The organism is Paraniabella ginsengisoli, assembly GCF_022513635.1.
Taxonomy (GTDB): Bacteria; Bacteroidota; Bacteroidia; order Chitinophagales; family Chitinophagaceae; genus Niabella; species Niabella ginsengisoli.
Map to the genome: position 1 here is coordinate 348,373 of NZ_JAKWBL010000003.1, position 26,125 is coordinate 374,497.

The following is a 26,125-nucleotide window of genomic DNA, read 5'->3' on the forward strand; positions in this document are numbered from 1 at the left end:
TTGTTCCTTATTTAATTTTCAATGCTAAACTAAGTCCTGCGGTTCTATTTAAAATATTATAGTCAGGTTGGATTTTAAGTGAAAGATCTGGCGATACATCAAAGCCACTTAAATGCGCATCTACAGTAGCATCAATAACATTTAATGCCCAGGCAACTGCAAAGTATATTGCTGCATAATCAACATTTTTTCTTAGGTCGTTTCTAGAAAACCTAACAGCTTCAATCCCACTATTTTCATACGTAATTTTCACTACTCGATCCAGTTTGAAATAGGCGGTCGAGTCACCAGGTTTAGTTTTTGATTTATTTAAAATATCTATTACCAGCACGCCTTGTCTATATTTTTGATACCATTTCAGATTGTATAAAAATAATCCACCTGTTGTCCCTAAAGCCGCATAAACAATCGGCACTTTCCATATTTTCCTATTATAGATCTGACCCAGGCCTGGCAAAATAGCAGATAAGGTTGCAGCTTTACGAGGTATTCTTTCCTTTGTTTTTGTATGATTAGGATCTTTATTTTTCGAAGCATCCGCATTCGCTAATTTAAGAGTAGCCGTGTCAAAATTTTGTGCGTGCGTCTCTGTTGCTTGGAAAATAAAAATAGTCGCTAACGTTAGAAGAGGTTTGATGAAAGTATTCATATCGCAAATAAAATATAGAATACCTTTTTACTTTGTTAAACTAGTATCGATTTTAATTATTTAACAATTTGATAGCCAAGCTTACAGCAAGAAAGGCGGCGATATTAGCTTACCGGTAATGATGAGCTGCGACAAGTCAAGCAAAAAAGCATTTATGCATTTGGCACAAGAAGTGGAAAACAGAATTTCATGAACAGTAACTTTCCCATAATCTAATAACTATCAGTTACGAACTTTTTAAATTTTCACCCTTAAGGAATCTGTGATTTTTTTTACAATAGAGTCTTTTTGTGATTTAGAAAGTCCTTTTGAAGGAAATAATTTTTCGTACTCAACTGTATTAAACCAATTTGTCTTTTTTTCTACTCTAATAAAAAGATCTCCATTAATTTCAGTAACGATAGTTTTGGCTTCACTGCTGTTACGGGTTACACATCCATAGCTAAAGCTAAGTAACAATAGGACCGCATACAAAGACCTTCTATATTTCATATAAAATATCAAAAATTTACCCTTACAACCCCAATACTTCTTTCATTGTAAAAATCCCTTTTTTATCTTTTAAAAATTCAGCGGCTATAACAGCGCCCAAGGCAAAGCCCTGGCGGCTATGCGCAGAGTGAGTTATAGTAATATCATCAATTTCTGAAGAATAACGAATGGTATGCGTACCCGGATCGGGATCAATACGTTTACTAACAATTAGTAATTCATCAGCCTGAGGTAACAAGCTATCTAACTGTACATCATTCACCCAGGTTTTCTTTTCAGAATATGTTTCCATTACTCCTTCGGCAAGTGTAATGGCTGTACCGCTCGGCGCGTCGCGCTTTTGCGTGTGATGGATTTCCTCCAGCGCTACATCATATTCTTTGTGAGGATGCATCAATGCCGCCAGCTTTTTATTCAACTCAAAAAATAAATTTACGCCAACACTAAAATTACTTGCATAGATAAACGAACCATTGTTGTTATTACAAAGCGCTTGTACCGTGTCCATTTTATCTAACCAGCCAGTTGAACCACTTATAGTTGGTACGCCAAGATCAAGCAACTTTAAAATATTTTCATAAGCTGTGTGGGGGCCTGTAAATTCAATAGCTACACCTGCCTTCGCAATATTTTCCTTAGTAAAGTCTGACAAATTTGTTTCATCAATTTTCAATACAATTTCGTGGCCCCTATCTAAAGCTATTTGCTCAATAGCTTTCCCCATTTTGCCATAACCTATCAGTGCGATCTTCATTTCAAATTATTATTTATTTTTCCGACGCTTACGTCATTTAACACGTACTACAAAACTCAATCCTGCTGTTCTCGCCATTTCGCTATAACCCGGCTGTATTTTAAAAGATAAATCCGGAGAGATATCAAAACTGCTTAAATGTGCATCCACAGTAGCATCCACCACATTCAATGCCCAGGCAATAATGAAGTAGATAGCTGCGTAATCAACATTTTTTCGATAATAATCTCTGTTTGTTCGAATCCCTTCAGCTTCAACACCATTTTCAAAAAACACTCTGCGTAACTGCTCATCAACTTTCATATATGTTCCGCTAGAGGCGCTTACACTATCTTGATTATTTTGTATAGCAATTGCTATCTTATAAGCATATTTTGTCCGGTTATACCATGTAAGATTGTTTACAAAAATACCGCCCGTAGCGCCAAGTGCCGCATATACAATAGGCACTTTCCATATTTTTTATTATATACCTGTCCCCAACCTGGCAGGATAGCTGAACGCAATGCCGCTTTTCCTGGTCTACGCGCATTTGGATCCCGCAGTTTAGTGCTATCTGTTTCTTTAAAAGCAGGATTCTCTATCGTGGGCTTTACAACTGTATCCTTTGCTTCCTGCAATTGTCTGGCTACAGCGGTATCAACAGTTTGCGCATTTGCCAAACCAATGTTCAGCAAGTTTGCCAAAAAAGCAGAAAGAATAAGTTTTGTAATAGGATGCATTATGCAAATAAAATACAGATTAATCTATTGACACGTTAAAGTTTTGCAATAGCTTATTCAACTCTTCTACCGAATAATAATCGAAAGTTATTTGTCCATTCCCTTTAGAGCTGTGCTTTAGCTTTACTCTTGTATCAAATTGTGTTGCCAGCTTGTCTTCAATACGCTGAAACGGGGACGACAAACTACTTTTGGCCGGCTTCTTTGCACCACCTTCTTTATAGAGGTTGCGAACGAGCGCTTCGGTTTGCCTTACAGAAAGGCCTTTATCTTTTATTTCCTTAAAAATAAAAAGCTGCTTATCAACGGTGTCCACATTTATCAATGCCCGTGCATGTCCCATGGAAATGGTGCCATTCCTAACTGCTAATTGTATATCTGGCGGCAACTTTAGCAATCGTATAAAATTGGCTACCGTGCTACGGTCTTTTCCCATACGTTCCGCTACATGATCCTGTGTGTAGTCCAGTTCATCCATCATACGCTTATAGCTTAGCGCCACTTCCATTGCATTCAGATCTTCACGCTGCAAATTCTCTAACAGCGCTAACTCCAGCAACTCCGCATCATTTGCCTGGCGTATATAGGCCGGCACTTCTTTAAGCCCGGCAATTTTGGAGGCGCGCAACCTGCGCTCACCCGCAATAAGCCGATACTTACCATTCGCCATTTTAGAAACGGTAAGTGGCTGAATAATATCATGTGTTTTTATGGATTGTGCCAGTTCCTGCAACGCCTGTTCGTCAAAATCGGTACGTGGTTGCTTAGGATTGGTCTCAATATCCGCCAGCGAAATTTTTGATATGTTGGTAGCTGCTTCAACAACCGTTTTTTTCAGATCACCGGTTCCGCTCTTTAGTTCAGCATCAATACTGCCTAAAAGCGAGCGGATACCTTTTCCCAACGCATCTTTATTTGATTTTTGTGTAGCCATTTTTTTTAGTTGATAGTTGATAGTTGACAGCTGACAGACAGTTGATAGTTTCCTCCTGTCATCTATCAACTGTCATCTGTCAACTTATTCTAATATTCTTTCCTCATTCGAAATCTTAGTCATATTGTTCTTTTAGATTTCTTTCGCCAGATTAAGATAATTTACAGAACCCTTACTGTTACCATCATATAAAATAACTGGTTTCCCGAAACTCGGGGCCTCACTTAGTTTAGAGTTTCTGTGTATGATCGTATTAAATACCAATTCTTCAAAATGCCGGCGCACTTCGTTTACCACCTGGTTACAAAGGCGAAGACGAGCGTCGTACATGGTCATCAAAATGCCTTCTATTTTTAAATCTGTATTGAGCCTGCTTTGAACGATTTTAATCGTATTCAGCAATTTGCCTAATCCTTCTAATGCAAAAAACTCGCATTGCACAGGAACCGCAACAGACTGGGCTGCGGTAAGCGCATTTACTGTTATCAAACCTAGTGAAGGAGAGCAATCAATCACTATAAAATCGTACTGATCCTGCACCGGAGCTAAAATTTCTTTCAACACATTTTCCCGATTCGGATAGTTGATCATTTCTATTTCAGCTCCCACAAGGTCAATATGTGAAGGTATCAAATCAAGATAGGGAATATCACTCTTCAATATTACATTCTGGGCCGGCGTTTGATTAGCCATGCAATCGTAAAGGCTTTGCGTAATGTTCTGTAAATCAAATCCAATACCCGTGGTGCTATTAGCCTGCGGATCTGCATCTACAAGCAAAGTCCTGTATTCCAGCACAGCAAAGCTTGCAGCCAGATTTATTGCTGTTGTAGTTTTTCCTACGCCACCTTTTTGGTTTGCTACTCCAATTATTTTTGCCATATTTCTATACCACGATTTAAGGATTAATAAGATTAAAGAAATAATAAATCATGGTGAAACGCAAATGTAAAGTTTTTGAGGCATGATTGAACACAAGTCGATAGAACCATGACCATAGCTCAAGGTTTAAACCGTGGGCTATGATTAACCATTCTTCCTTAGCTTTGTTGGTTACAAATTTTAAACTATGCGCAGCGGACCATTCTGGTGGATTTTAATCGCAATCATGATCTTGATTGACTTATATGTATTCTTTTCAGTCAGGTCGCTGTTTGTAAGCGGTGCAAGAAGCCGTAGCCTATATACTATTGTGTATTGGTCTTTCTCTGCAATTGCGCTCGGGTTGCTGCTACTACTCCCCTATTTTCAGTTTAGCGAGCAAAGCAAAATTTTGAGAAGTGTTGTTTTCGTGTTAATATTTGCTTTCTTCATGGGCAAATTAATTGCCGCTTTATTCTTTTTTATTGATGACCTGAGACGTTCTGTGCAATGGATCGCCGGGAAAATTTTTTCTGCTAATAATGAAATAAGTGAAATAGCCGGCGAAACGGGTGACCGCATTTCTCGTTCGTCCTTTTTAACCTGGCTGGGAATAATTTCCGGCGCCAGTGTATTTTCCTCTTTCATTTATGGCCTTAGTAACAAGTACAACTATCAGGTAAAGAATATAAAAATACCATTTGCTAATTTACCTGCCGCTTTCAAAGGCCTTAAGGTTGTCCATATCTCCGACATCCATACCGGAAGTTTTACGAATTATAAAGCTGTAAATAAAGGTATTGATATGATATTGGAACAAAATCCTGATCTGATCCTTTTTACCGGTGATCTTGTAAACAATAAAAGCGAAGAAGTAGGTGAATATCAGAAAATATTCAGCCGCTTAAAGGCGCCGATGGGCGTATACTCCGTTCTTGGCAATCACGATTATGGCGATTATGTGGAATGGCAAAGCCCAACCGCCAAAACAGAAAACCTGGATAAACTCAAAAAAATTCACACAGCTATGGGTTGGCGGCTTTTGCTTGATGAACATCTGCCACTGCAAAAAGGCGAATCTACAATTGGATTGGTTGGCGTTCAAAACATCAGTGGACGTGGGCGGTTCCACAGTTATGGCAGCCTTGCCAAAGCGATGGAGGGAACCGAAAATTATCCTTTCAAAATACTAATGAGCCACGACCCTTCGCATTGGGATAATGAAGTGAACTCAAAATATACTGATATTGATTTAACGCTTAGCGGACACACATGGCATGCAGTTTGGGGTAGAAATTCCTGGCTTCAAATGGAGTCCTGTACAATACGTATATAAACATTGGGCGGGGTTGTATGAGCAGGCGCATCAAAAACTTTATGTAAACCGTGGATTTGGATTTATAGGGTATCCGGGACGTGTAGGAATTCTTCCCGAAATAACAGTGATCGAGCTGGCATAAGCAATTGCGAAAAAACTTACTTTTGTTTTTAGAACCCTCATCCTTTAAACTAAAATAATGAACAAAAAATTACTTATCGTTGCCGCTGTTGCACTTTTTTTACACTTTCATCAAATGCACAATTTCATGTTGGTATAAAAGCTGGCGTTAATGCTGCTAAAATAGATGGCAAAAGCTTCAAGGAAGAATTTAACTACAGTTATCTCGCTGGCGGATTTGCCGAAATTGGTCTTAATGAAAAATGGAGTATCAATCCGGAAGTCCTGTTTTCTCAAACTACCGCAACGACCGACACGTCGTTCACCAATACTACAGTAATTTAAATAATGATCAACTTAAGGTTAAACTCAACTATTTATCCATTCCAATTCTGTTAAACCTGCGCCTTTTTGGCCCTTTACATATTGAGGCAGGACCAAGGTTTGGCATTATTATGAACAAGGAAAAAGATTAATTGAAAATGGTGAAGAAGCCTTTAAAAGAGGTGATTTCTCAATGGTTGGGGGTGCAGGCTTAAACATAAGTATGTTTCGCTTTTCGGCAAGATATGTTCTTGGATTGAGCAACATAAGTGAGATTCCGGAGCAAGATAAATGGAAAAACCAGGCTTTACAATTTAGTGTTGGGGTGGCTTTTTAGTCTGTATTTGACCATACTTTAGTACTTCTTCAATAAATAACTTTAGACCAATTTTCTTTAGCATTTAGAGAAATCCCGAAAATTTTCGGGATTTTTTTATTTTGATAATGCTGACAATCAAAAGAACTTATACGACAAGTTTTCGCATTGATATGCATGGCATTAATATTGTCCCTGAATATTCCCCTTCATAAATCCGGTTCATACCCATAGCTTTGAACCGTGATTATGACAGTTTGTCTCAAAAAATATAATTATGGATTTTAGTAAAGTGTTTATGAAGCCCGAAGATGATATGGATTTTATGCCGATACTTCCGCTTAACGAAAATGATTCAGATGACAGCCAGGATATTATACCTGATGAAATAGCCATTCTTCCTTTGAGAAATACGGTTTTGTTTCCGGGTGTAGTACTTCCCATAACCGTTGGCCGCGATAAAAGCATCCAGGCTGTTAATGATGCTAATAAGGGCGAAAAGCTTATTGGTGTAGTTGCCAAAAAGATTCTAATGTAGAGGAACCAAAAGTGAGCGATTTGGAACGAATTGGTACTATTGCAAAAATTATTAAGCTGATTAAAATGCCTGATGGCGGAACAACCGTCATCATACAAGGCCGCAGTAAATTTTCAATTGATGAGATAACTGCCGAAGATCCTTACTTTAAAGCCAAAACGAGTAAACTTATTGAAGAAGAAATTCCTAAAGATGGAGATTTTGAAGCATATATTTCCAATATAAAAGATATAGCAGCCAATATCATACAGCAATCGCCTAATTTACCATCGGAGGCAACGCTTATCTTAAAAAATATTGAAAGCCCGGTTTTTCTGATACATTTTGTAAGCAGTAATTTGAATACAACAATACTGGAAAAGCAAAAGCTACTTGAGCTTACAGATATTAAGTTACGCGCATCAAATCTTATGGAGTTGCTGCAAAAAGAATTGCAGTTTGTGGAACTTAAAAATAAAGTAACCAACAAAACAAGAACAGAGCTTGATAAACAACAGCGCGAATATTTCCTGCAACAACAACTAAAAAGCATTAAAGAAGAACTTGGCGGCGATTCCAATTCGCAGGAAATAAAAGAAATGCTGAAAAAAGCCGAAGGAAAAAAATGGCCTTTAGCAGCAAAAGAAGCATTTCTGAAAGGAATTGAAAAACTGGAACGCATGCATCCCAGCACGCCCGACTTTTCAGTTGTTTATAATCACGTTGACCTGATGTTAGACCTGCCGTGGGAAGAATATACAGAAGATCATTACGATTTAAAAAATGCCCAAAAAACTTTGGATAACGACCATTATGGAATGGCAAAGATCAAAGAAAGAATTTTGGAATATCTGGCTGTTTTAAAGTTGAAAGGGGATATGAAAAGTCCGATTCTTTGCTTTTTTGGCCCTCCAGGAATCGGTAAAACTTCACTAGGCAAAAGCATTGCAAGTGCGCTGGGCCGCAAATATATTCGGCTAAGCTTAGGCGGCCTGCATGATGAAAGCGAAATTCGCGGGCATCGTAAAACATACATTGGCGCTATGCCTGGTCGTATTTTACAATCCTTAAGAAAAGCCAAAAGCAGCAATCCGGTTATTGTTTTAGATGAAATAGATAAAGTAGGAAATGATTTTCGAGGCGACCCCAGCAGCGCACTATTGGAAGTGTTGGATCCTGAGCAAAACAATACGTTCTACGATAATTATTTGGAACTTGAATATGATCTTAGCAAAGTTTTATTTATAGCTACTGCAAATAATCTTCAAAATCTTCAGCCCGCTTTAAGAGACAGGCTCGAAATAATCAACCTTAGCGGTTATGCTATTGAAGAAAAAATAGAAATAGCAAAGCGCCACCTGTTGCCTAAGCAAAAAGAAATGCACGGCATTCCGAAAAGCAGTTTAAAAATTGGAGACAAAGTGCTGGAGCGACTAATTGCAGACTACACGCGCGAAAGCGGTGTTCGGGAACTGGACAGGTTATTAGCCAGCATTATGCGCAACAGGGCTAAAAAATAGCCATGGAAGAAGCGCTGAATCCATCACTTGCAGTTGAAGAGTTGCAACAAATTTTGGGCAAACCCAAATTCAATAACGATCTGTATAAAGCGGTTAATGTTCCTGGAGTTGCTGTAGGGCTTGCATGGACTTATGTTGGTGGCGATATTTTATTTATTGAAGCCAGCCTGAGCGATGGAAAAGGAGACCTGAGCCTGACAGGAAATTTGGGAAATGTGATGAAAGAAAGTGCTACTACAGCGCTTAGTTATCTTAAATCTCATGCGGCAAAATATAATATCGACTCTACTTTGTTTGCAAAGAAAAGTATTCATATACACGTTCCTGAAGGAGCTACACCTAAAGACGGGCCAAGTGCTGGTATTACCATGATGACATCCATTGCCTCCGCTTTAACTGGTAAAAAAGTAAAGCCATTCCTTGCAATGACAGGAGAAATTACATTACGTGGACAAGTGTTGCCTGTTGGCGGTATCAAAGAAAAAATATTAGCTGCGAGACGTGCAGGCCTTAAAGAGATCATTCTTTGTACTCAAAATGAAAAAGATGTAACAGAAGTTGAGCCTTCGTTCATTAAAGGATTGAAGTTCCATTATGTAGATAAAATGGAAGAAGTGTTGCAAATTGCATTGCAAAACAAATAATTATTGATGGGATGATATTCGTAACCCACGGCTTAAAACCGTGGGTTTACTTTTTAAAACATCTACACAGTTCTCTTATTCTGAAATATACTTTCTACATTGCGGCATAAGCTTACAATTATGCGCGTCATTTATTTTTGGTCCTATTTCTTTCTCCCCATTATTTTATTATCGTTTACTGCTACAGCCCAGCAGCCATTATATAAAGACAAAACGCAACCTATTGAAAAACGTGTAGCAGATTTGCTACAACAAATGACACCCGAAGAAAAATTCTGGCAACTGTTCATGATTCCCGGCGATCTGGACGGTACAAAGCCTGGCCAATATAAAAACGGGATTTTTGGGTTTCAGGTAAGTGCCAAAGCCAAGGGGGATGCAGCAGGACAATTGCTTAGTTATAATACTAACGAAGATGCATTGCTTGTTATCAAAAAGATCAACAACATTCAAAAATATTTTGTAGAAGAAACCCGCCTTGGCATTCCTATTATTGCCTTTGATGAAGCACTTCATGGACTTGTAAGAAGTCAGGCAACTGCATTTCCGCAAGCTATTGGCCTTGCGGCTACGTGGGACGCAAAGTTGGTGCATCGCGTAGCATCGGATATAGCCAATCAGGTAAAAGCGCGCGGCATCAGGCAAATATTATCGCCTGTTGTAAACATCGCTTCTGATGTTCGTTGGGGAAGAACAGAAGAAACCTATGGTGAAGACCCTTTTCTGGTAAGCGCAATGGGTGTAGCTTTTATAAGCGCATTTGAAAAGAAAGGGATCATTACAACACCTAAACATTTTGTAGCAAATGTTGGCGACGGCGGTCGCGACAGTTATCCGATTCATCTTAATGAACGTTTTTTAAACGAAATACATTTCCCTCCATTTATTGATGCTATCAAAAAAGCGGGAGCAAGATCTATTATGACCGCTTACAATTCTGTTGATGGAACCGCTGCCTCCTCCAATAAATGGTTATTGATCGATCAGCTAAAAAAGAAATGGGGATTTGATGGTTTTGTAATTTCTGATGCTAATGCTGTAGGCGGAGAAACAGTGCTGCATCATACTGCAAAAGACTACCAGGAAAGCGGAGCTCACGCCATCAACGGCGGATTAGATGTGATTTTTCAAACAGATTATGAACATCACAAATTATTTATGCCTGCGTTTTTAAATGGTCAAATAGATAAAGAAAGAATTGACGATGCAGTATCGCGCGTGCTACGCGCTAAGTTTGAATTGGGCCTTTTTGAAAACCCATATATTCCGGAAACTTCAGAAGAAGATAAATTATTACAACAAGGTAAAGCTACTGCATTAGAAGCCGCAAAGGCATCATTTGTTCTTCTGAAGAATACCAATAATACATTGCCTCTATCGAAAAATATAAAAAGTATTGCAGTATTTGGCAGTGATGCAGTAGAAGCCAGGCTGGGCGGCTACTCTGGCCAGGGAAATAAAAAGAGAAGCATACTGGATGGCTTAAAAGAAAAGCTGGGTGAAAAAAGAGTTCATTATGCAGAAGGCGCGGGTAGATATGACAGCAGCTATAAGATCATCGAATCAAAATATTTGTCTGCGGATAGTAAACAAGGTTTAAAAGCTGAATATTTTACAGGTCGGGATATGACTAAATCTCCAGCTGTAACAAGAACAGACAAAACAATTGATTTTTCCTGGACGCTATATGCACCAGACGCCAAACTTGACCGAGATTTTTACAGCGCCAGATGGACAGGCGTATTGACGCCAGCAACAAGCGGAATCTACAAGATCGGGCTGGAAGGGAATGATGGCTATCGCTTATACATTAATGATAAACTTGTTATTGGTAACTGGCAAAAGCTTTCTTACCAAACCCTCTTAAAAGACTATCGTTTTGAAGCCAATAAAAAATACAACATCAAAATTGAATTTTATGAAACAAACGGCAATGGAACGATAAAATTTGTGTGGAATGAAGGCAAGCCTGATCGCACACAACAAAAGATCGAAGCAGCTGCAGCATTGGCTCGAAAAGCAGATGCAGCAATAGTTGTAGCAGGAATTACTGAAGGCGAATTTCTCGACCGGGCGATGTTAAGTTTACCCGGTCACCAGGAAGCCCTGATCAATGCCATTGCAGCAACAGGCAAACCTGTTATTGTATTATTTGTTGGAGGAAGTGCTATCACCATGAATAACTGGAAAGATAAAGTAGCCGCTATTGGCCATACCTGGTACGGTGGCGAGGAATCAGGCAGAGCGGTTGCTGATATTTTATTTGGAGATTATAACCCAGCCGGGCGACTGCCTATTACTTTTCCGGTTCATGAGGCGCAGCTACCTTTAGTGTATAATCACAAACCAACCGGTCGCGGAGATGATTATAATAATCTTTCGGGACAACCGCTGTTCCCTTTTGGATATGGTTTAAGCTACACCAACTTTGAATACAGCAATTTGCATCTTGACAAAAAAGCAATTGCAACAACTGATAGTACAACGCTAAGTTTTACAATCAAAAATATCGGAAACCGCGATGGAGACGAGGTTGTGCAGTTATATATTCACGACGAACTGGCAAGTGTGGTGCGCCCCGTAATGGAGCTAAAAGGTTTTCAACGCATTCATCTAAAAGCTGGTGAAAGTAAAACCATTCATTTCAAAATCACACCAGAGTTATTATCTATGTTAGATAAGAATCTTAAAACCGTTATTGAACCCGGAACGTTCAGGATCATGATTGGCGCTTCTTCTAAAGATATAAGATTGAAAGAAGTGTTGACTGTGAAACCATAGCTCACGATGTAATTCATATCCCACGATTTAAATCATGGGATATGAATTACACAATCGATACAAAAATATTTTCGGCAAATTTTTGGCTAACGATTGATTTTTTTCCACGAACATCTATTTCCATGGATCCGTCAAACTCCTGACGATTGATGACTTTAATTTTACTACTCAGGCCCAGGCCCACTTTTACTACGAACTGCAAAAAGAAGCACTGTTGTCTTTAACAGCAACAAGCTTGCATACTTTTCCAACTTCGATCTGGGAAAGCGTATGTCGAACACTTTTTTCAATACGCCTTGCGCATTGGGTATTGCATCGCCGTGTGGATCAAACTCGGGATAACCTAAAAATTTTTCTAACTGCGCAATCAGCTTTGGCGAATGAATATGTTCCAATTGCTCTGCCACTTCATGCACTTCGTCCCAGGTAAATTGCAGCTTTTCATACAAAAAAGTTTCCCATAACCGGTGCTTACGTATAATCTCAATCGCTTGCCTCTTACCCAGTTCTGTTAAAGTAATCTTCTTATACTTTTCATAAACGATCAGTTTTTTCTCTTTTAGCTTTTTGAGCATATCATTCGCTGTTGCAGGTTTTACGTCCAGATTAGCGGCCAATTCATTTGTACCTGCTCCTGTCTTATGCTGCGTTTCTTCTGTTATATAAAACAGCGTTTTCAAATAATTTTCTTCAGTCTGAGATAACATGCGATAAAGATAAAAAGATTACTCGAAATAATTTTGTTAGATTAGTCTAACTTTATACTTTTGTATATATAACATTTATAAAAATGAAATGTAGCATAAGAAAATATTCATTTTCATATCCGAAAGGAATGAATATTTTCTTATGCGGAATTCCATGTGACAAATAAAAGCAGTAAAAAATACACATGAAAAGTATTCTCGCCCTCACTTTACTAAATCTAACAGCGCTTACACTAATCGCGCAAACGGGAAATATTACCGGTCATGTATATGCAGATAACAAACCGCTACAACTGGCTACCATTAAATTGCACCTCACCCCGGCCCCTCTCCAAATGGAGAGGGGAGCAAAGCCGTGACAAACAGTCTTGGATATTTTGCTATTCAAAATCTTACTTCAGGTAATTACCGGATCCAGATAAGTCATGCTGGCTATAGGAATTTTGAAAAATCCGTTTCGGTAAATTCTGGAAAAAGTTCATCGCTTAATGTAACGCTGCACCCTAACGACACGTTAACCGAAGTTGTTGTAACAGGCGTATCAAAAGCAACGCTGATCAGAGAAAACCCAATCGCTATAGTTTCTGTTTCGTCTGGTCAAATTCAACAAACCATGGCTCCCAATATCATGGATGTTCTGGTAAAACATGCACCTGGCGTGAGCGTAGTAAAAACCGGACCTAATGTATCTAAACCTTTTATTCGCGGACTTGGATATAATAGAGTACTTACCCTTTATAATGGTATACGCCAGGAAGGACAGCAATGGGGCGATGAACATGGTATTGAAGTAGACGCGTATAACATTAACAGAGCCGAAGTGATAAAAGGCCCCGCGAGCCTGATGTACGGATCGGATGCATTAGCAGGAGTAGTTAGCATGTTCTCTTATATTCCTCGCTCGACCGACGGAAAACTACACGGTAATTTCACAAGCGAATATCAATCGAATAATAATTTATTGGGCAATGGCCTGAGAGTGGATTATAATAATAACTCATTCTTTATTTCCCTGGCGGCATCCTATCGACTTGCAAAAAATTACAGAAACAATATTGATGGCCGTGTTTACAATACAGGATTTCACGAAAAAACACTTTCAATTATTAGTGGCTTTAATAAAGCAAATGGCTTTTCACATTTTGGCGCTAATGTATATGATAATAAACAAGGCATTCCGGATGGAAGCCGCGATTCCATTAGTAGAAAGTTCACCAAACAAATCTTCGAAGGTGAAGATGACATTATTAAAACCAGGCCTGTTGTTGATGAAAAAGAATTAAACTCATACACACTATCTCCGCTTCACCAACACATTCAGCATTACAGAATTTATACCCATAATTATTATAAACTTGGCAGCGGCGACATCGATTTAAATATTGCCGTGCAACAAAACCTTCGAAAGGAATATAATCATCCTACCGTGTCTGAGCAACCAGGTATGTTTGTTAAACTCAACACACTGAACTATAGCGTGCGCTATAATCTTCCCTCATTAAAAAATATTGAACCTTCTATTGGTTTCAATGGAATGATACAACACAATAAGAATATGGATGCTACAGATTTTCCAATACCTGATTACGATCTTATAGATGGAGGGGTCTTTGTTTATGCAAAATGGAAGCAACAAAGCTGGACATTGGGAGGAGGCATACGTTACGATTTGAGACAGGTGAAGTGGAAAGATTTTTATATTCAGCATAATCCGGAAACAGGGTTCGATCAACATAGTTTTACAGGAGAAGCGCCGGATGCTGTTTTACAATTTCCAGCTTACACAAAACGTTTCAAAGGTTTTTCTGCCAGCATGGGCATTACTTATCAGGCTACAGACAAGATAAGTCTGAAAGCTAATATTGGCAGGGCTTACAGAGCTCCTAATATTACGGAGATAGCATCCAACGGGTTAGACCCCGGCGCTCATATCATCTATTTAGGAAACCGTAATTTTGATCCTGAATTTTCATTACAGGAAGATATTGGAGTTAGTGCAAGATATACTGATTTCTCTGCTGACATCAGCATCTTTAATAACAATATCCAGAATTATATTTACCAAAATCTGGAAGTAGATGCAAATGGCGATCCTCTTGTTGATGCACACGGCAACAGAACCTACAAATATCAACAAGCAAAAGCTCAATTATATGGGGGAATTGTGGTTCTCTCTACACCCTGGTACGCTGAACGGCTTTCAATTTGATAACAGCCTTGCTTTAGTTTATGGATTTAATCGAAACCCTGATTTTAAAGGAACAGGAATAAACGGCGCCTATTTACCACTTATACCACCGGCAAGACTGTTGAGCAGCTTGTCAAAAAAAACAATTTTTAAATCAGGAAAGATTGCTTCAATTACACCAATAATTGAAATGGAAACAACCTTTAAGCAGATAAGATATTTTGGTTACAACAATTCTGAAACCGAAACACCTGCATACACTTTGGTCAGTTGCGGCATTCAAACACAAATCAGATATGGTTCACAGAAAACTTTTAGCATTCAACTACAGGCAGCAAACTTGTTTGATAAATCTTACCAATCGCACTTAAACAGGTTGAAATATTTCGAATATTATAACCAGTCACCCAACGGCAGGCTGGGTATGTACGACATGGGAAGGAGCATCAATGTAAAAGCTATTTTGCCTTTTTAAAAGGTACTCGCTCATGGTCTTGTCATTGCGAGCGAAACACAGCGAAGCCGGGCAATCTCATTATTGATCATATCTTCTCTATGGAGATTCCTCCACTCACAGCTTTCAGCTGCTCGGTCGGAACGACGAACGATACAATTAAATCACAAAAACAGCAACCTTGCTTACTTAAACACCCCGTCAGGAAGTTGGCCAGTCCAGCTTTTAGGCAGTTTTTTGATACCGAATATTTTTGCGATAGCCAAAGAAGTATTTTTATTACTGCTGTAAAAATCTTTCAGACCCTGCTTCTTAATTTTTGGACCTACGATGCCCCAGGGAATTTGCATTTCCCGCATGCTTATGCCGCCATGCCCTTTGTTAACACCGCCATGATCGGTGATGAAAAGAAAATGAGTATCCTTATAAAGATCTTTTGTTTTAAGTTGTTCTATAAAATTTCCTAATGCTACATCAGCAGCTTCAACCGCCTTTACATATTCGGGCGACATCCACCCATATCCATGACCTGCATGATCGGTATGAACACTATACAAAAAAACAAGTGTGGGACTTTTTTATTTCTCTCAACAAAATTGATCGCTTTTTGATAGTTACTGTCGTAACCATCTTTCTGTTCAAAGGAAAGCTCGTCGATGTATTTTTTATTGATTGAATTAATCAGATCCGCCCAATTGTAATAATATGCCGTTTTAACGCCAGAAACCTGTTCTTTCAATACTTTAAAAATAGAGGGATAATATCCTTCAGCATCTTTATCAATAGGCTCAAGTGAATGTTTTTCCAACTTCCAGTCATTACCGGTAACACCGTGCTCTTCAGGCCCCGAACCCGTTAAATGGCTGGTCCAGTTGGGCAGTGTTACAGAAGGCATAACCGGGCGGTTGGTTAATGTATAAGTGCCTTCGGCTAATAACTTGTCAAGATTAGGATGTTTGATTCCTTTAAATCCTTCGCTGCTGTAACCGTCAAGGCCGATAATTATTACCCGCTTTTGAGCTGAAGAAAATAGCGACAGTAACTGTAGCAAAATACAAATCGATAGCAATTTAATACGCATACCTGGTTATTATAAATTAGTCACTTGAATGATAATGCAATATAATTGAAAGCCCAGGGTTTTTATTGCAAAGGTCAATATCCTGTTAATATCTGTTAAAATAATCGAAGTATGCGCTAGCCAATTTTATGAATCGCTGTTTATGTCGAACATTATCAATACAATATTCTAAACTGAATAGTGTGTTCAATTCCTTTCAGCTCCTTCAATAATTGTTTATCGTAATCTTTATTAATGTCGATGATAACGTATCCAATTTTATTATTGGTCATTAAATATTGTGAACTAATATTGATAGAATGTTTGGCCAAAACAGTATTGATCTGCGCCATTACACCCGGTACATTTTTGTGTATATGAATGATACGGTGTGTTTTATTTACAGCAGCTAATTGAAGCGCAGGGAAATTGCTGCTTTTATTGATAGAGCCTCTGTTTATAAAATCAATGATTCTTTTAATAATGGCAACTTCACCTTTCTCAGTACTTTTTATGTTATCAAAAACTACGATTCCTTTTTCAGTATAGGAGTCCGGCGACAGGTCTTCTTTGGAAGAACCCAAATAGCCGATCACTTTTAAGCGCGAAGCTTTTTTGATCATCTTTTCATCAATCTTTGCGCCAGCCCCAATAAGCATTACACCAGCCTTTTGAACCGATTTTTCATCAGCTTCCTCTTCTGTAATAATTGTAAAACCTTCCTGTTTCAAAAGCTCAACAGATTCGGCAGGTACTTTTCCTGAAACAATACAAATGATCCGGTTTTTCGGATACGATATAGCGCCGGGTAATTTATTGATGTATAAAAACTCGTCAAAGCTGGGCGTAATGTGATCTGCTTTTGCGGTAACGCTTTTGCGCGAAATATTTTCTGTATAAGCAAAAAACTTTTTTATAAGTCCGCTTTCTCTTAATTGAAAATCCGAATACCCGTCGCCGATTCCATATAAATTTCCCTGGAGATTCAACTCTTTCATCAGCTTCACTTTTCCGCCTTCCTGGCTTAAGGGGTTCTTATCGTCGTAACCGATTATTGTGCCTTCGTTATCAAATAAAAAAGTATTCGCATAAATGTTTTCTTTCTTGATGTGGAGTTTCTTTACAACAGGTGTTATAAATTCTTTGAAACCTCCTGATACGATCAATACATCATCCGCATTTTTTTGAAGAAAGGTGCATTTCTTGAAAAGGATTTTGAAACTTTCTTTTTAAGATGTGTTACCAATTTTTTAAGATGTTCTTTATTGGCGCCTAATAGCTTTACACGCTCGGCAAGGCTTTCTGAAAACGATAGCTTACCTTCCATTGCCATATTGGTATAATCTTCTATTTTCTTAAAGATGGCTTCTTTATCAGGATTGTCTTTTAAAGATATTCTTACAAGTTCATCCAGGGCTTCAACTTGCGTAAATGTGCTGTCAAAATCAATAATATAATAATTCTTATGCTTCATAAAAGCTTTAAAGGTTTCGGGTGAACTCAAATAAAATTTGATGCGCAAATGTAAGCTGAAAGGGTGAGAGTAGTGAATAGTGAATGATCAATAGTCGATGGATTGAGGCGTTTATATAGGTTGCCACATATTCCACAGTTGAAATGTGCGACGCAATTTCGTTGCCACATATTTACTGTTTGGGCAAAAAACCGTTTTCGACAACCGTAATCTAACTGGCTTTTAATAAATTATAACTGAATACTTTGGCTTAATTTATGTATAACTATAAGTAGAACTTACTAACATTCTAAAACTATTTATATGGAACAACCTACAGAAATGACAACACTTAGTCAGATACTTGAAAAACTAAGATTGAAAGGCGTTGATAACGAAATAAAAATGAACGACGACAAAGAGGTGGTGTCTGAAAACCTGAACAAAACTTATAAAGCTGAAGATCTGCTTATCTTCAAAACATTTCGCTTTGAGGGAGATTCTGATCCTGCTGATAATGCGGTTTTATATATAGCAGAAGATAAGGAAGGAAATATTGGATATATATTGGACGCCTACGGCACATATAGTAACCATGAAGGACCTGAGTTTGACGACTTTATCAAAAATATAAAAGTAGAAGACCGGGATGAGCAAGAACTTTTTGGTTAAATGTAAGTTAGCTCACAACTAAAGTCATAAAAAAGCAAAGACAGCAAATAGACTTACTTCTTTTCTTTTTTGTTTCTGCGGTATATGAAATGCTATTTTTTATATGCCTTTTTTATTGGCTCTTTTTTCTTAAGGTCTTCTTTTCCAGAAGGCGGATCGGGAAAACCGGGAACATCCTGATCAATATGCGGATCATTACTTTCCTTCACTTCTTTGCCAGAATTGATCGGATCATTTTTCTTTTTATTTGATTTTGCCATAGTAGTAATTTACAGAACTGGTCAAAAAACCATGCCGAAATAATATTCCTTATATCTTAAAAATGGTATCGCGTCCGATTACATAATTTACACAAGGCCCACTTGTTTGAAACTTTGTATATAAACCCGTAAACCCACTAAAAGCTGGCAAAATCATTTGCCGTTCATTTATGATAAAACAAGGCAACCGTAAAGACTGTCTTGCCCGGCCTTCCATCAGGTAACCCGGATGAATATGGCCGCTAATAGAAAACTGTTCTACACTTTTTGGCGGCTGATGTATAATTGTAAAAGGATCAAGTATATACTCTTCTTCAGTCACCATTATTCCAAGATTATCATAATCTATACCAAGTAACTTATCATGATTACCGGGGACCAAAACAAAACGAACATCCGTTTTTGTTTCACGCCATTGCTTAAAAATATTGATATCGGAATTGTAATTATGATGAAACATATCGCCGGCAACAACAATAGATTCTGCCTTATATTTATCAATAAGAAACGTTAGACGTGCCAAATCATCTGACATTACAGATGATGGAATCTGAATTCCCTTCGATCTGAAATAACTTGTTTTGCCTAAATGCATATCAGCCAAAAACAAAATCTTTTTTCTGGGCCAGAATGCAGCGCGATGAGGCGATAAAACTATTTGCTCATTGTTAAAAATAATCTCCATGAATGTCTGCAAAAATAAGTGCCTACTCTTAGTAATCAGCCTTTCGACCTTTTCATGGTTTCCTCCTGCATCTTCCTCACTTTTGCATCCAGTTCTTCACTGCTTAAATCCTGCCGCAGGCTATCAACCTTTATTGGAAAACTAAGTGGCGTAAACGCTTTGGCATTTACAACAACAATTTTGCTTTGTTGAATGCGTTGCAATGCTGCCGCGAGGCGCGGCTCTTCTAATTGCTGATAAAACACTTCTTCATAAGCCTGCCGCATCAAAAGATTCTGAGCATCATACTGTTCAAATATTCTGAATATAAGCCCTGATGAAGATTGAAGGTTTTTATCTGTTTTGTATTTGCCAGCATAATTTTTTATTACCAGGCCTGCAATAACTGAAATATCCCTGAACTTGCGGCCAGCCATTTCTGCTGCATTAATACTTCGTGTAATATCTTCCGTTAAATTTTCAGCAGATAATATTTTGTTCAGATCAACTTTATCCATCGGTATCGGCTGATCGCTAAGCAACTCAAACCCATAATCATTCATCGCCATAGAAAAACTGATGGGTTGAACTTTACTGATCCGGTAAGCTACAAGCGCACTCATCACTTCGTGCACCAACCTGCCTTCAAAAGGATACATGAACAAATGATGCCCGTCGCGTGTCTGAATCAACTCCACCAAAAATTCATCATCTTTAGGAATATGTGAAAACTTTTCTTGTTGTTTAAAAAGCGGATGAAGTTTTTTCAATTCCAATTCCTTTGTACCAGGATGCATAGCTTCATTAAACTTATGTCTCAAAAAAGCGCTAAGATTAGAACTCAACGGAAGCCGGCCTCCCAGCCAGCTTGGTGTAATGGCGCGCTTGGCATTGCTCTTTTTAACCAATACCGTCATGTCCTTTATCATCACGAATTCCAATATTTTCCCTGCTAACCCAAACTTATCACCAGGGTTTAATTTCGATACAAAATATTCCTCAACCATGCCAATATAACCACCACTGAGAAATTTTACTTTCAGCATAGGATCGCTCACAATAACACCAAGGTTCATTCGATGCATCATTGCTATGCGGCGGTTCTTTACTTTGTATATACCATCTTCAACAATTACCTTCTGAAAATCTTCATACGCTGTCAACACATCGCCTCCTTGTGTAATGAAACGCAACACCCATAACCACTCTTCTCTTTCAATATAACTGAAGGCATGCGTTTGTTTCACCTGCTGATACACGCTATTTTCAATAAAACCCTCTCCCACTGCCAATGTAACAAGATATTGTACCAACACGTCAAAAGTTTGCACCAGCGGCACACGGCTTTCGATCACACCTTTTTGCGCTGCATCTTTAAGGGCCGCGGCCTCTACTAATTCTAAAGAATGTGTTGGAAGAAAATAAATTTTGGAAGTTTCAAAAGGCGAATGCCCACTTCGTCCCGCACGTTGTAAAAACCGCGCCACGCCTTTAGGCGAGCCAATTTGGATAACAGTATCAACAGGTTTAAAATCCACACCAAGATCTAAAGATGAAGTGCAAATGACAGCTTTGAGTTGTCCGGTGTGCAACATGTCTTCAATCCAATTGCGCAATTCCATATCAATCGATCCGTGATGGATAGCTAGTTGTCCTGCCAGATCCGGCGCAACGGTTAACATCACCTGGTACCATAATTCGCTTTGCCCACGTGTGTTTGTAAATATCAACGTTGTGCGGCTTTCATTGATAATGGGTATCAACTGTGCAGCCATCTTAGTTCCTAAATGTCCTGCCCATGGCAGCACTTCGATTTCATCAGGAATGATCGAAATAATCTCTGTTTTCTTTTTTTCTTTCGAACGCACAATGGTTTTACTCGCATCAGCATAAGGAATCAGTACATTCAAAGCCTCATCTATATTACCAATTGTAGCGCTAATGCCCCATATGCGAAGATCAGGAACAATATATCTCAATCTTGAAATAGCCAGCTCTGTAAGCACACCACGCTTACTTCCCAACAGTTCATGCCATTCATCTACTGCAACACATTTCAAATATTTAAAGTAGGCTGTGTTGTTTTTTTGTGCAAATAAAAGATGCAAACTTTCAGGAGTTATGATCAATACATCTGGCATTCTTTTAGTTTGTCGCTGGCGTTCTGCAACTGGTGTATCGCCATTTCTCACACCCACTTCCCAATCAAGGCCGATTTGCTCCAAAGCCTCTGTCATCGCACGTCCCAGATCTTTAGCCAGCGAGCGTAACGGTGTAATCCAGATAAGCTTTAAACCATCACCATATTCTTTTGGATGATTCAGATAATGAATAACTACAGAAAAGAAAACTGAAAAAGTTTTACCAAATCCGGTAGGCGCTATTACCAATCCTGAATAACCATCATGAAAGTGTTGCCAGCTTTCCTTTTGAAAATTAAATGGACGGTTGCCTAAAGATTGAAACCAATCTTTAACGATGGAGTAGCCGGATGTGGATTGGATAAAAGACAAGACTTGGTAATGCGCATTATAATGAATGCAATGATGAAATTAATTTGTTTAAGAAGTTCTCTTTAATTTCCCAGACAATAGAATAATCGATTCCAAAATAGTGATGTACAATGCGATTTCGAAAACCACGAATCCTGTGCCAGTCAATCTGCGGATGAGCATCTTTATATTCTTCAGAAAGTCTGTTGGCTGCCTCACCAATTATTTCAAAATTTCTTATTACGGCATCAACCGTTTTATCATCATTTATGAAATCCTCAAACAAATATCCGTCTGTATAGCTCAGGATTTTATTTGCACTATCAATAATATCCTCTACTAAAAGCAATGGAGACCTTTTAGACATACACGATTTCAGGTTTGATTTGAAGAAAGTATTTCGCTTTTAATCCGTTCCTTGAAACAAGATCCACCTTCTTTTGTAGCCGCCTTTCTATGTAATCTGCTAAGTCAATAAATTCTATTCCTATGGGCTTTGAAAAATCTACTATTATATCAATATCGCTATCATTTGAAAAATCTTCTCTCACAATCGAACCAAACAAGCCGATAGAATCCACATGAAATCTTCGTGTTAATTCCGGCTTCATGCCGCCAAGTATTTCTTTTATTGATTTCAAATCGGTCATACACCAAAGATAACAATTTGAATGAATCCTTAGATCGTACACAAGCACTGATTTATCCATATTTCTGTAGCATTTCTTTTAAATCCTCAATCGTATTTATTTCATCGGCTTTTTTATCTTTTCGCCAACGGAGGATCCGGGGAAATCGCAAAGCCACACCTGACTTATGCCTGTTACTTTCTGCAATACCTTCAAAACCTATTTCAAAAACCAGTTCGGGTTTTACAGTGCGTACGGGTCCGAATTTTTCAAGAGAATTATTTTTAATGAATTTATCCACTTCTTTAATTTCCATATCCGTAAGCCCTGAATAAGCTTTGGCAATGGTTACCAGTTTATCACCGGCTTTGATTGCAAAAGTGTAATCGGTATAAAATCCGCTACGTCGCCCACTTCCTTTCTGTGCATAAATTAAAACCGCATCTATCGAAAGTGGATTGATCTTCCATTTCCACCAGTCTCCTTTTTTGCGGCCAGAATGATATATCGAATTTTTGGCTTTCAGCATAATGCCTTCGCTATTCACATCCCTTGCTTCTTCGCGTAAGACAGCTAACTGCTCCCATTTATCAAAATCAACAAGGGGTGAAAGCAATACATAACCGAACGGAATTTTTTCAACTATTTCTTCGAGAAGTTGTCGGCGCTCCTGAAAAAGCATCCCTCTTATATCGTTGGCATTGTATTCCAAAAGATCATAAACGTAGAACCCTGCTGGTGTTTCATCTAACAACTTTTTGGAGATCGTTTTTCGATTGAGTCGTTTTTGCAGCTGGTTAAAGTTTAAGACCTGGCCATCCTTTACTGCCAATATCTCGCCGTCTATTACTATTCCATCAGGCAAATGATCCGCCAGTAAACGCAATTCCGGAAATTGCTCCGTCACCAGTTCTTCGCCACGGCTCCAGATGAAGAAATCATTATTTCGCTTAATGATCTGTCCACGAATGCCGTCCCACTTCCATTCTGCCTGCCATTCATCTGGTGTACCCAATTCTTCAACAGGTTTATCTAACGGATAGGCTAAGCAGAAGGGATACGGTTTTGAATTATCCGCATTAATGTGCTCTCCGCCAATTAAATCTGTATAATTTGTTGCTGCCGGATCCCACTTACCCATAATGCTGTGCATCATCCTGCTTTCTTCAACACCCGAATACTTAGACAATGCATTTACTAACAACTTATACGAAACCCCTATTCTAAAACCGCCACCGATCAATTTATTAAAAATGAAACGTTGGCTATAATCCAGGCCATTCCACGCTTTTAGAACATAAGACTTTTTTCCTCGTCTGTTTTTTGATATAACTCGATCAATTCTTTCATCCATTGTGAAATGGTTTTCTCAACATGATACTCTGGTTTTGGCAAAATCAAACTGATGGTTTCTCCTAGATCACCTACATTACTGTAACACTCTAAAAATAACCATTCCGGCAATCCCGACAACTCTAACGCCCAGCTTCTGATCAATGTAGTTTTAACCGGCCTTTTGGGTCTTCGCCCTGTAAATAAAGCAATCAGCCATAATTTATCATCGTCAGGTGCAACTTGCAAATATGCTACGATCGCGTCGATTTTATCATTTGTTTTGTTGCTGATCTCAAGCGCTTGTATCAAGGTGGCAAAATTTTTCATATTCCTCCCTCCTTTTCTCTATTAGCTGATTCGTCCGCCTCTTCATCATTACCATATTGCGTGTTAACTTCTTTTGCATTAATACCGATCTCATTCAGATACTTGGCAAAGGTTGCTGTGTACCCATGTGTAACAAATACCTGTTCAGCGCCGGTTGCTTTAATCGTACTTAACAGGCCTTGCCAGTCTGCGTGGTCGCTTACCGCGAAACCTGCGTCTACACTCTGCCAGCGCCGGTTACCTCTTATCTGCATCCATCCGGAACATATAGCTACGGCACCGTTCGGAATCTTTTTGATCATATTAGTTCCCAGTAATGAAGGTGGCAGTATTACAATATTGCCCTGAACGTCTACTTTTGGTGTATCTACATTCCAAACCTTTGTGTCTGGCAAAACAATACCCGCAGTTTTAATCGCATTGTTCAAACGATCAATAGAACTGTGCACCAATAAGCTTCCGCTGCCTTCCAACCCTTTCATCAATCTTTGTGCTTTGCCTAAACTGTATGCAATAAATATGCTGGTTCGCTGTTGCCTTTGGTTCCCAGCAATCCAATTCTTAATATTATCGAAAATTTGTTGCTGGCTCAGCCAATTGTAAATCGGTAAACCAAATGTGCTTTCCGTAACAAATTCATTGCATTTCACTAGTTCAAATGGAGTTGATATTCCGTCATACTCGATCTTATAATCTCCAGACACAACGCTTACGAAGCCATTATATTCTAATCTTATTTGAGCGGAACCAATAATATGGCCTGCAGGATGGAGGCTCAATTTTACTCCATTGATGATTTTACTTTCGCCATAAGGCATTGTTTCAATGCTGATATCTGCGCCCAATCTCGATTGCATAATGGGCTTCGACGCCTCATGTGCCAAATAATGATCGCTTCCCCATCGGGCATGATCGCCATGGCCATGCGTTATCACAGCATACTTCACCGGCTTCCAAGGATCAATGTAAAAATCGCCTTGCGGACAATAAATTCCTTCTTTTGTAAAACGTAACAGGCTCAAATGATTGAATTGTGTTTAATCTGTTTCAAATATCGTTCCCGAAAACAACTTGTGTAAAACCCAAAAAAGTTGGATTGATAATTGTTTTGTTAACATACAATTGAGTATGTATGCGGTTAAGAACTTATGAGTCTTTCTGGCTTTTAAAAAACGGTCTTCTTTATAGTTATCCATCGGCACAAAAAATATGTCAACAGATATTGTTGTTATGGGTGGCGGTATTACAGGCGCACTTATCAGCGACGCGCTGGTAAGTGAAGGTTATAAAACGATGTTGCTCGACAAAAGAGATATTGCTTGGGGCAGCACAGCCGCAACAACCTCAATGCTTCAATACGAAATTGATGTACCGCTGTATCAGCTTTCTAAAAAAATTGGCGAGGAGGCCGCTGCCCTCTGCTATCGATCAGGCATAAAAGCGATTAGGGAATTAGAACAGCTAATAAAAGATGGAAACATTGATTGCGGCTTTCAGAAAAAAACATCACTTTATCTCGCACATACTGAGATTGCTTCCAAGTGGTTATATCAGGAATTTGAAGCGAGGCAACAACACAGGCTTGGTGTAAAATGGTTAAGCCCTTCTGCTATCAAAACAGAATATGGACTGAATAGTTATGGCGGCATACTTTCTAAAACAGCGGCTAGCGTGGATGCCTATAAACTTGCACACGAACTTATACATAGAAATACCAAAAAAGGACTGGAGGTATATGATCAGGTGGAAATAAAAAACGTAAAACACAATAACAGTGGCATTGTAATAAACTTAAAAAGTGGATGCCAGATAAACGCCAAAAAAATAATTTACTGCACAGGCTATGAAACAGTAAAAATGTTTAAAGAACCTATTGCAGATTTGCACAGCACTTTTTGCATGCGTAAGCGAAGAAGGAATAAGGATCAATAA

Annotated in this window: 27 protein-coding genes and 3 pseudogenes; 11 read left to right on the plus strand and 19 right to left on the minus strand. The window is 38.7% G+C overall.

Annotation, left to right across the window (positions count from 1 at the left end):
• Nucleotides 1-7 precede the first annotated feature (7 nt).
• The 6 genes and pseudogenes from MKP09_RS16405 to MKP09_RS16435 form a co-directional block, all read right to left on the minus strand.
• On the minus strand, nucleotides 8-649 hold the full coding sequence (locus tag MKP09_RS16405) for a DUF5683 domain-containing protein (RefSeq protein WP_240831221.1): 642 nt from the start codon (nucleotides 647-649) through the stop codon (nucleotides 8-10).
• A gap of 237 nt (nucleotides 650-886) precedes the next feature.
• A complete protein-coding gene (locus tag MKP09_RS16410; RefSeq protein ID WP_240831222.1) occupies nucleotides 887-1,141 on the minus strand; it encodes a hypothetical protein in 255 nt (84 codons plus the stop codon).
• A 22-nt stretch (nucleotides 1,142-1,163) separates the two neighbouring features.
• Nucleotides 1,164-1,895 (minus strand): 4-hydroxy-tetrahydrodipicolinate reductase, encoded by a 732-nt coding sequence (gene dapB, locus MKP09_RS16415; protein ID WP_240831233.1) that lies wholly within the window; start codon nucleotides 1,893-1,895, stop codon nucleotides 1,164-1,166.
• A 33-nt stretch (nucleotides 1,896-1,928) separates the two neighbouring features.
• A pseudogene (locus MKP09_RS28260) lies at nucleotides 1,929-2,617 on the minus strand (DUF5683 domain-containing protein).
• Between the two features lie 19 nt (nucleotides 2,618-2,636).
• A complete protein-coding gene (locus MKP09_RS16430; protein WP_240831239.1) occupies nucleotides 2,637-3,551 on the minus strand; it encodes a ParB/RepB/Spo0J family partition protein in 915 nt (304 codons plus the stop codon).
• Between the two features lie 132 nt (nucleotides 3,552-3,683).
• Nucleotides 3,684-4,433, minus strand: a complete 750-nt coding sequence (locus MKP09_RS16435; protein WP_240831241.1) for a ParA family protein — start codon at nucleotides 4,431-4,433, stop codon at nucleotides 3,684-3,686.
• 226 nt (nucleotides 4,434-4,659) lie between these two features.
• On the opposite strand from MKP09_RS16435, the gene MKP09_RS16440 reads away from it, so the two are divergent.
• The 6 genes and pseudogenes from MKP09_RS16440 to MKP09_RS16465 all read left to right on the plus strand — a co-directional run bounded on the left by MKP09_RS16440 (nucleotide 4,660) and on the right by MKP09_RS16465 (nucleotide 11,952).
• Entirely contained in the window at nucleotides 4,660-5,748 is a 1,089-nt protein-coding gene (locus MKP09_RS16440) for a metallophosphoesterase (RefSeq protein WP_240831243.1), read from the plus strand.
• A 285-nt stretch (nucleotides 5,749-6,033) separates the two neighbouring features.
• Nucleotides 6,034-6,195 carry a hypothetical protein gene (locus tag MKP09_RS16445; protein ID WP_240831515.1) on the plus strand — a complete coding sequence of 54 codons (162 nt, stop codon included), beginning with the start codon at nucleotides 6,034-6,036 and terminating at the stop codon, nucleotides 6,193-6,195.
• A gap of 620 nt (nucleotides 6,196-6,815) precedes the next feature.
• Nucleotides 6,816-8,257 (plus strand): annotated as a pseudogene (locus MKP09_RS28265) (LON peptidase substrate-binding domain-containing protein); the annotation flags it as partial.
• Nucleotides 8,258-8,386: 129 nt separating this feature from the next.
• Nucleotides 8,387-8,527, plus strand: coding sequence for a hypothetical protein (locus tag MKP09_RS28270; protein WP_394801092.1), 141 nt, complete (start codon nucleotides 8,387-8,389; stop codon nucleotides 8,525-8,527).
• 2 nt (nucleotides 8,528-8,529) lie between these two features.
• Nucleotides 8,530-9,171, plus strand: a complete 642-nt coding sequence (locus MKP09_RS16460; protein ID WP_240831252.1) for a S16 family serine protease — start codon at nucleotides 8,530-8,532, stop codon at nucleotides 9,169-9,171.
• A gap of 120 nt (nucleotides 9,172-9,291) precedes the next feature.
• Nucleotides 9,292-11,952, plus strand: a complete 2,661-nt coding sequence (locus MKP09_RS16465) for a glycoside hydrolase family 3 protein (protein ID WP_240831264.1) — start codon at nucleotides 9,292-9,294, stop codon at nucleotides 11,950-11,952.
• Between the two features lie 46 nt (nucleotides 11,953-11,998).
• Here MKP09_RS16465 and MKP09_RS16470 read toward each other — a convergent pair whose 3' ends face one another.
• Nucleotides 11,999-12,136 carry a FeoA family protein gene (locus tag MKP09_RS16470; protein WP_240831517.1) on the minus strand — a complete coding sequence of 46 codons (138 nt, stop codon included), beginning with the start codon at nucleotides 12,134-12,136 and terminating at the stop codon, nucleotides 11,999-12,001.
• A complete protein-coding gene (locus MKP09_RS16475) occupies nucleotides 12,117-12,632 on the minus strand; it encodes a metal-dependent transcriptional regulator (RefSeq protein WP_240831266.1) in 516 nt (171 codons plus the stop codon). The genes MKP09_RS16470 and MKP09_RS16475 overlap by 20 nt, the downstream gene beginning before the upstream one ends.
• A gap of 212 nt (nucleotides 12,633-12,844) precedes the next feature.
• On the opposite strand from MKP09_RS16475, the gene MKP09_RS16480 reads away from it, so the two are divergent.
• Genes MKP09_RS16480 through MKP09_RS26425 form a run of 3 tightly spaced genes read left to right on the plus strand, consistent with a single transcriptional unit; the run spans nucleotide 12,845 to nucleotide 15,322 of the window.
• Nucleotides 12,845-13,018 (plus strand): hypothetical protein, encoded by a 174-nt coding sequence (locus tag MKP09_RS16480; RefSeq protein WP_240831267.1) that lies wholly within the window; start codon nucleotides 12,845-12,847, stop codon nucleotides 13,016-13,018.
• A complete protein-coding gene (locus MKP09_RS26420; protein WP_317235367.1) occupies nucleotides 13,015-14,868 on the plus strand; it encodes a TonB-dependent receptor in 1,854 nt (617 codons plus the stop codon). Before MKP09_RS16480 ends, MKP09_RS26420 begins: the two co-directional genes overlap by 4 nt.
• Nucleotides 14,813-15,322 (plus strand): TonB-dependent receptor, encoded by a 510-nt coding sequence (locus MKP09_RS26425; protein WP_262915439.1) that lies wholly within the window; start codon nucleotides 14,813-14,815, stop codon nucleotides 15,320-15,322. Before MKP09_RS26420 ends, MKP09_RS26425 begins: the two co-directional genes overlap by 56 nt.
• Before the next feature lie 164 nt (nucleotides 15,323-15,486).
• Here MKP09_RS26425 and MKP09_RS16495 read toward each other — a convergent pair.
• The 3 genes and pseudogenes from MKP09_RS16495 to MKP09_RS16505 form a co-directional block, all read right to left on the minus strand.
• Nucleotides 15,487-16,382: pseudogene (locus tag MKP09_RS16495) on the minus strand (alkaline phosphatase family protein).
• A 155-nt stretch (nucleotides 16,383-16,537) separates the two neighbouring features.
• A complete protein-coding gene (locus MKP09_RS16500; protein WP_240831268.1) occupies nucleotides 16,538-17,527 on the minus strand; it encodes a phosphoserine phosphatase in 990 nt (329 codons plus the stop codon).
• A complete protein-coding gene (locus MKP09_RS16505; protein ID WP_240831269.1) occupies nucleotides 17,524-17,835 on the minus strand; it encodes an HAD family hydrolase in 312 nt (103 codons plus the stop codon). Before MKP09_RS16505 ends, MKP09_RS16500 begins: the two co-directional genes overlap by 4 nt.
• A 303-nt stretch (nucleotides 17,836-18,138) precedes the next feature.
• Between MKP09_RS16505 and MKP09_RS16510 the strand changes: the two genes are divergently transcribed.
• Nucleotides 18,139-18,486 (plus strand): hypothetical protein, encoded by a 348-nt coding sequence (locus tag MKP09_RS16510; protein WP_240831270.1) that lies wholly within the window; start codon nucleotides 18,139-18,141, stop codon nucleotides 18,484-18,486.
• A gap of 92 nt (nucleotides 18,487-18,578) precedes the next feature.
• Here MKP09_RS16510 and MKP09_RS16515 read toward each other — a convergent pair whose 3' ends face one another.
• The 8 genes from MKP09_RS16515 to MKP09_RS16550 are packed head-to-tail and all read right to left on the minus strand — an operon-like array spanning nucleotide 18,579 to nucleotide 25,215.
• Nucleotides 18,579-18,746, minus strand: a complete 168-nt coding sequence (locus MKP09_RS16515) for a hypothetical protein (protein ID WP_240831273.1) — start codon at nucleotides 18,744-18,746, stop codon at nucleotides 18,579-18,581.
• A 49-nt stretch (nucleotides 18,747-18,795) separates the two neighbouring features.
• Complete coding sequence (pdeM, locus tag MKP09_RS16520) at nucleotides 18,796-19,431, minus strand: ligase-associated DNA damage response endonuclease PdeM (protein ID WP_240831279.1); 636 nt, start codon at nucleotides 19,429-19,431, stop codon at nucleotides 18,796-18,798.
• 35 nt (nucleotides 19,432-19,466) lie between these two features.
• A complete protein-coding gene (locus MKP09_RS16525) occupies nucleotides 19,467-21,923 on the minus strand; it encodes a ligase-associated DNA damage response DEXH box helicase (RefSeq protein WP_240831281.1) in 2,457 nt (818 codons plus the stop codon).
• A gap of 16 nt (nucleotides 21,924-21,939) precedes the next feature.
• Nucleotides 21,940-22,251 carry a HepT-like ribonuclease domain-containing protein gene (locus MKP09_RS16530; protein WP_240831283.1) on the minus strand — a complete coding sequence of 104 codons (312 nt, stop codon included), beginning with the start codon at nucleotides 22,249-22,251 and terminating at the stop codon, nucleotides 21,940-21,942.
• A 10-nt stretch (nucleotides 22,252-22,261) separates the two neighbouring features.
• Nucleotides 22,262-22,552, minus strand: coding sequence for a nucleotidyltransferase family protein (locus tag MKP09_RS16535; protein WP_240831284.1), 291 nt, complete (start codon nucleotides 22,550-22,552; stop codon nucleotides 22,262-22,264).
• A 52-nt stretch (nucleotides 22,553-22,604) separates the two neighbouring features.
• Nucleotides 22,605-23,885 (minus strand): ATP-dependent DNA ligase, encoded by a 1,281-nt coding sequence (locus MKP09_RS16540; protein ID WP_240831292.1) that lies wholly within the window; start codon nucleotides 23,883-23,885, stop codon nucleotides 22,605-22,607.
• Nucleotides 23,822-24,175, minus strand: a complete 354-nt coding sequence (locus MKP09_RS16545) for a DNA ligase-like domain-containing protein (protein ID WP_240831294.1) — start codon at nucleotides 24,173-24,175, stop codon at nucleotides 23,822-23,824. The genes MKP09_RS16540 and MKP09_RS16545 overlap by 64 nt, the downstream gene beginning before the upstream one ends.
• A gap of 14 nt (nucleotides 24,176-24,189) precedes the next feature.
• On the minus strand, nucleotides 24,190-25,215 hold the full coding sequence (locus tag MKP09_RS16550) for a ligase-associated DNA damage response exonuclease (protein WP_240831296.1): 1,026 nt from the start codon (nucleotides 25,213-25,215) through the stop codon (nucleotides 24,190-24,192).
• A gap of 187 nt (nucleotides 25,216-25,402) precedes the next feature.
• Here MKP09_RS16550 and MKP09_RS26430 point away from each other — a divergent pair, with 187 nt between their 5' ends.
• Entirely contained in the window at nucleotides 25,403-26,125 is a 723-nt protein-coding gene (locus tag MKP09_RS26430) for an NAD(P)/FAD-dependent oxidoreductase (RefSeq protein WP_262915442.1), read from the plus strand.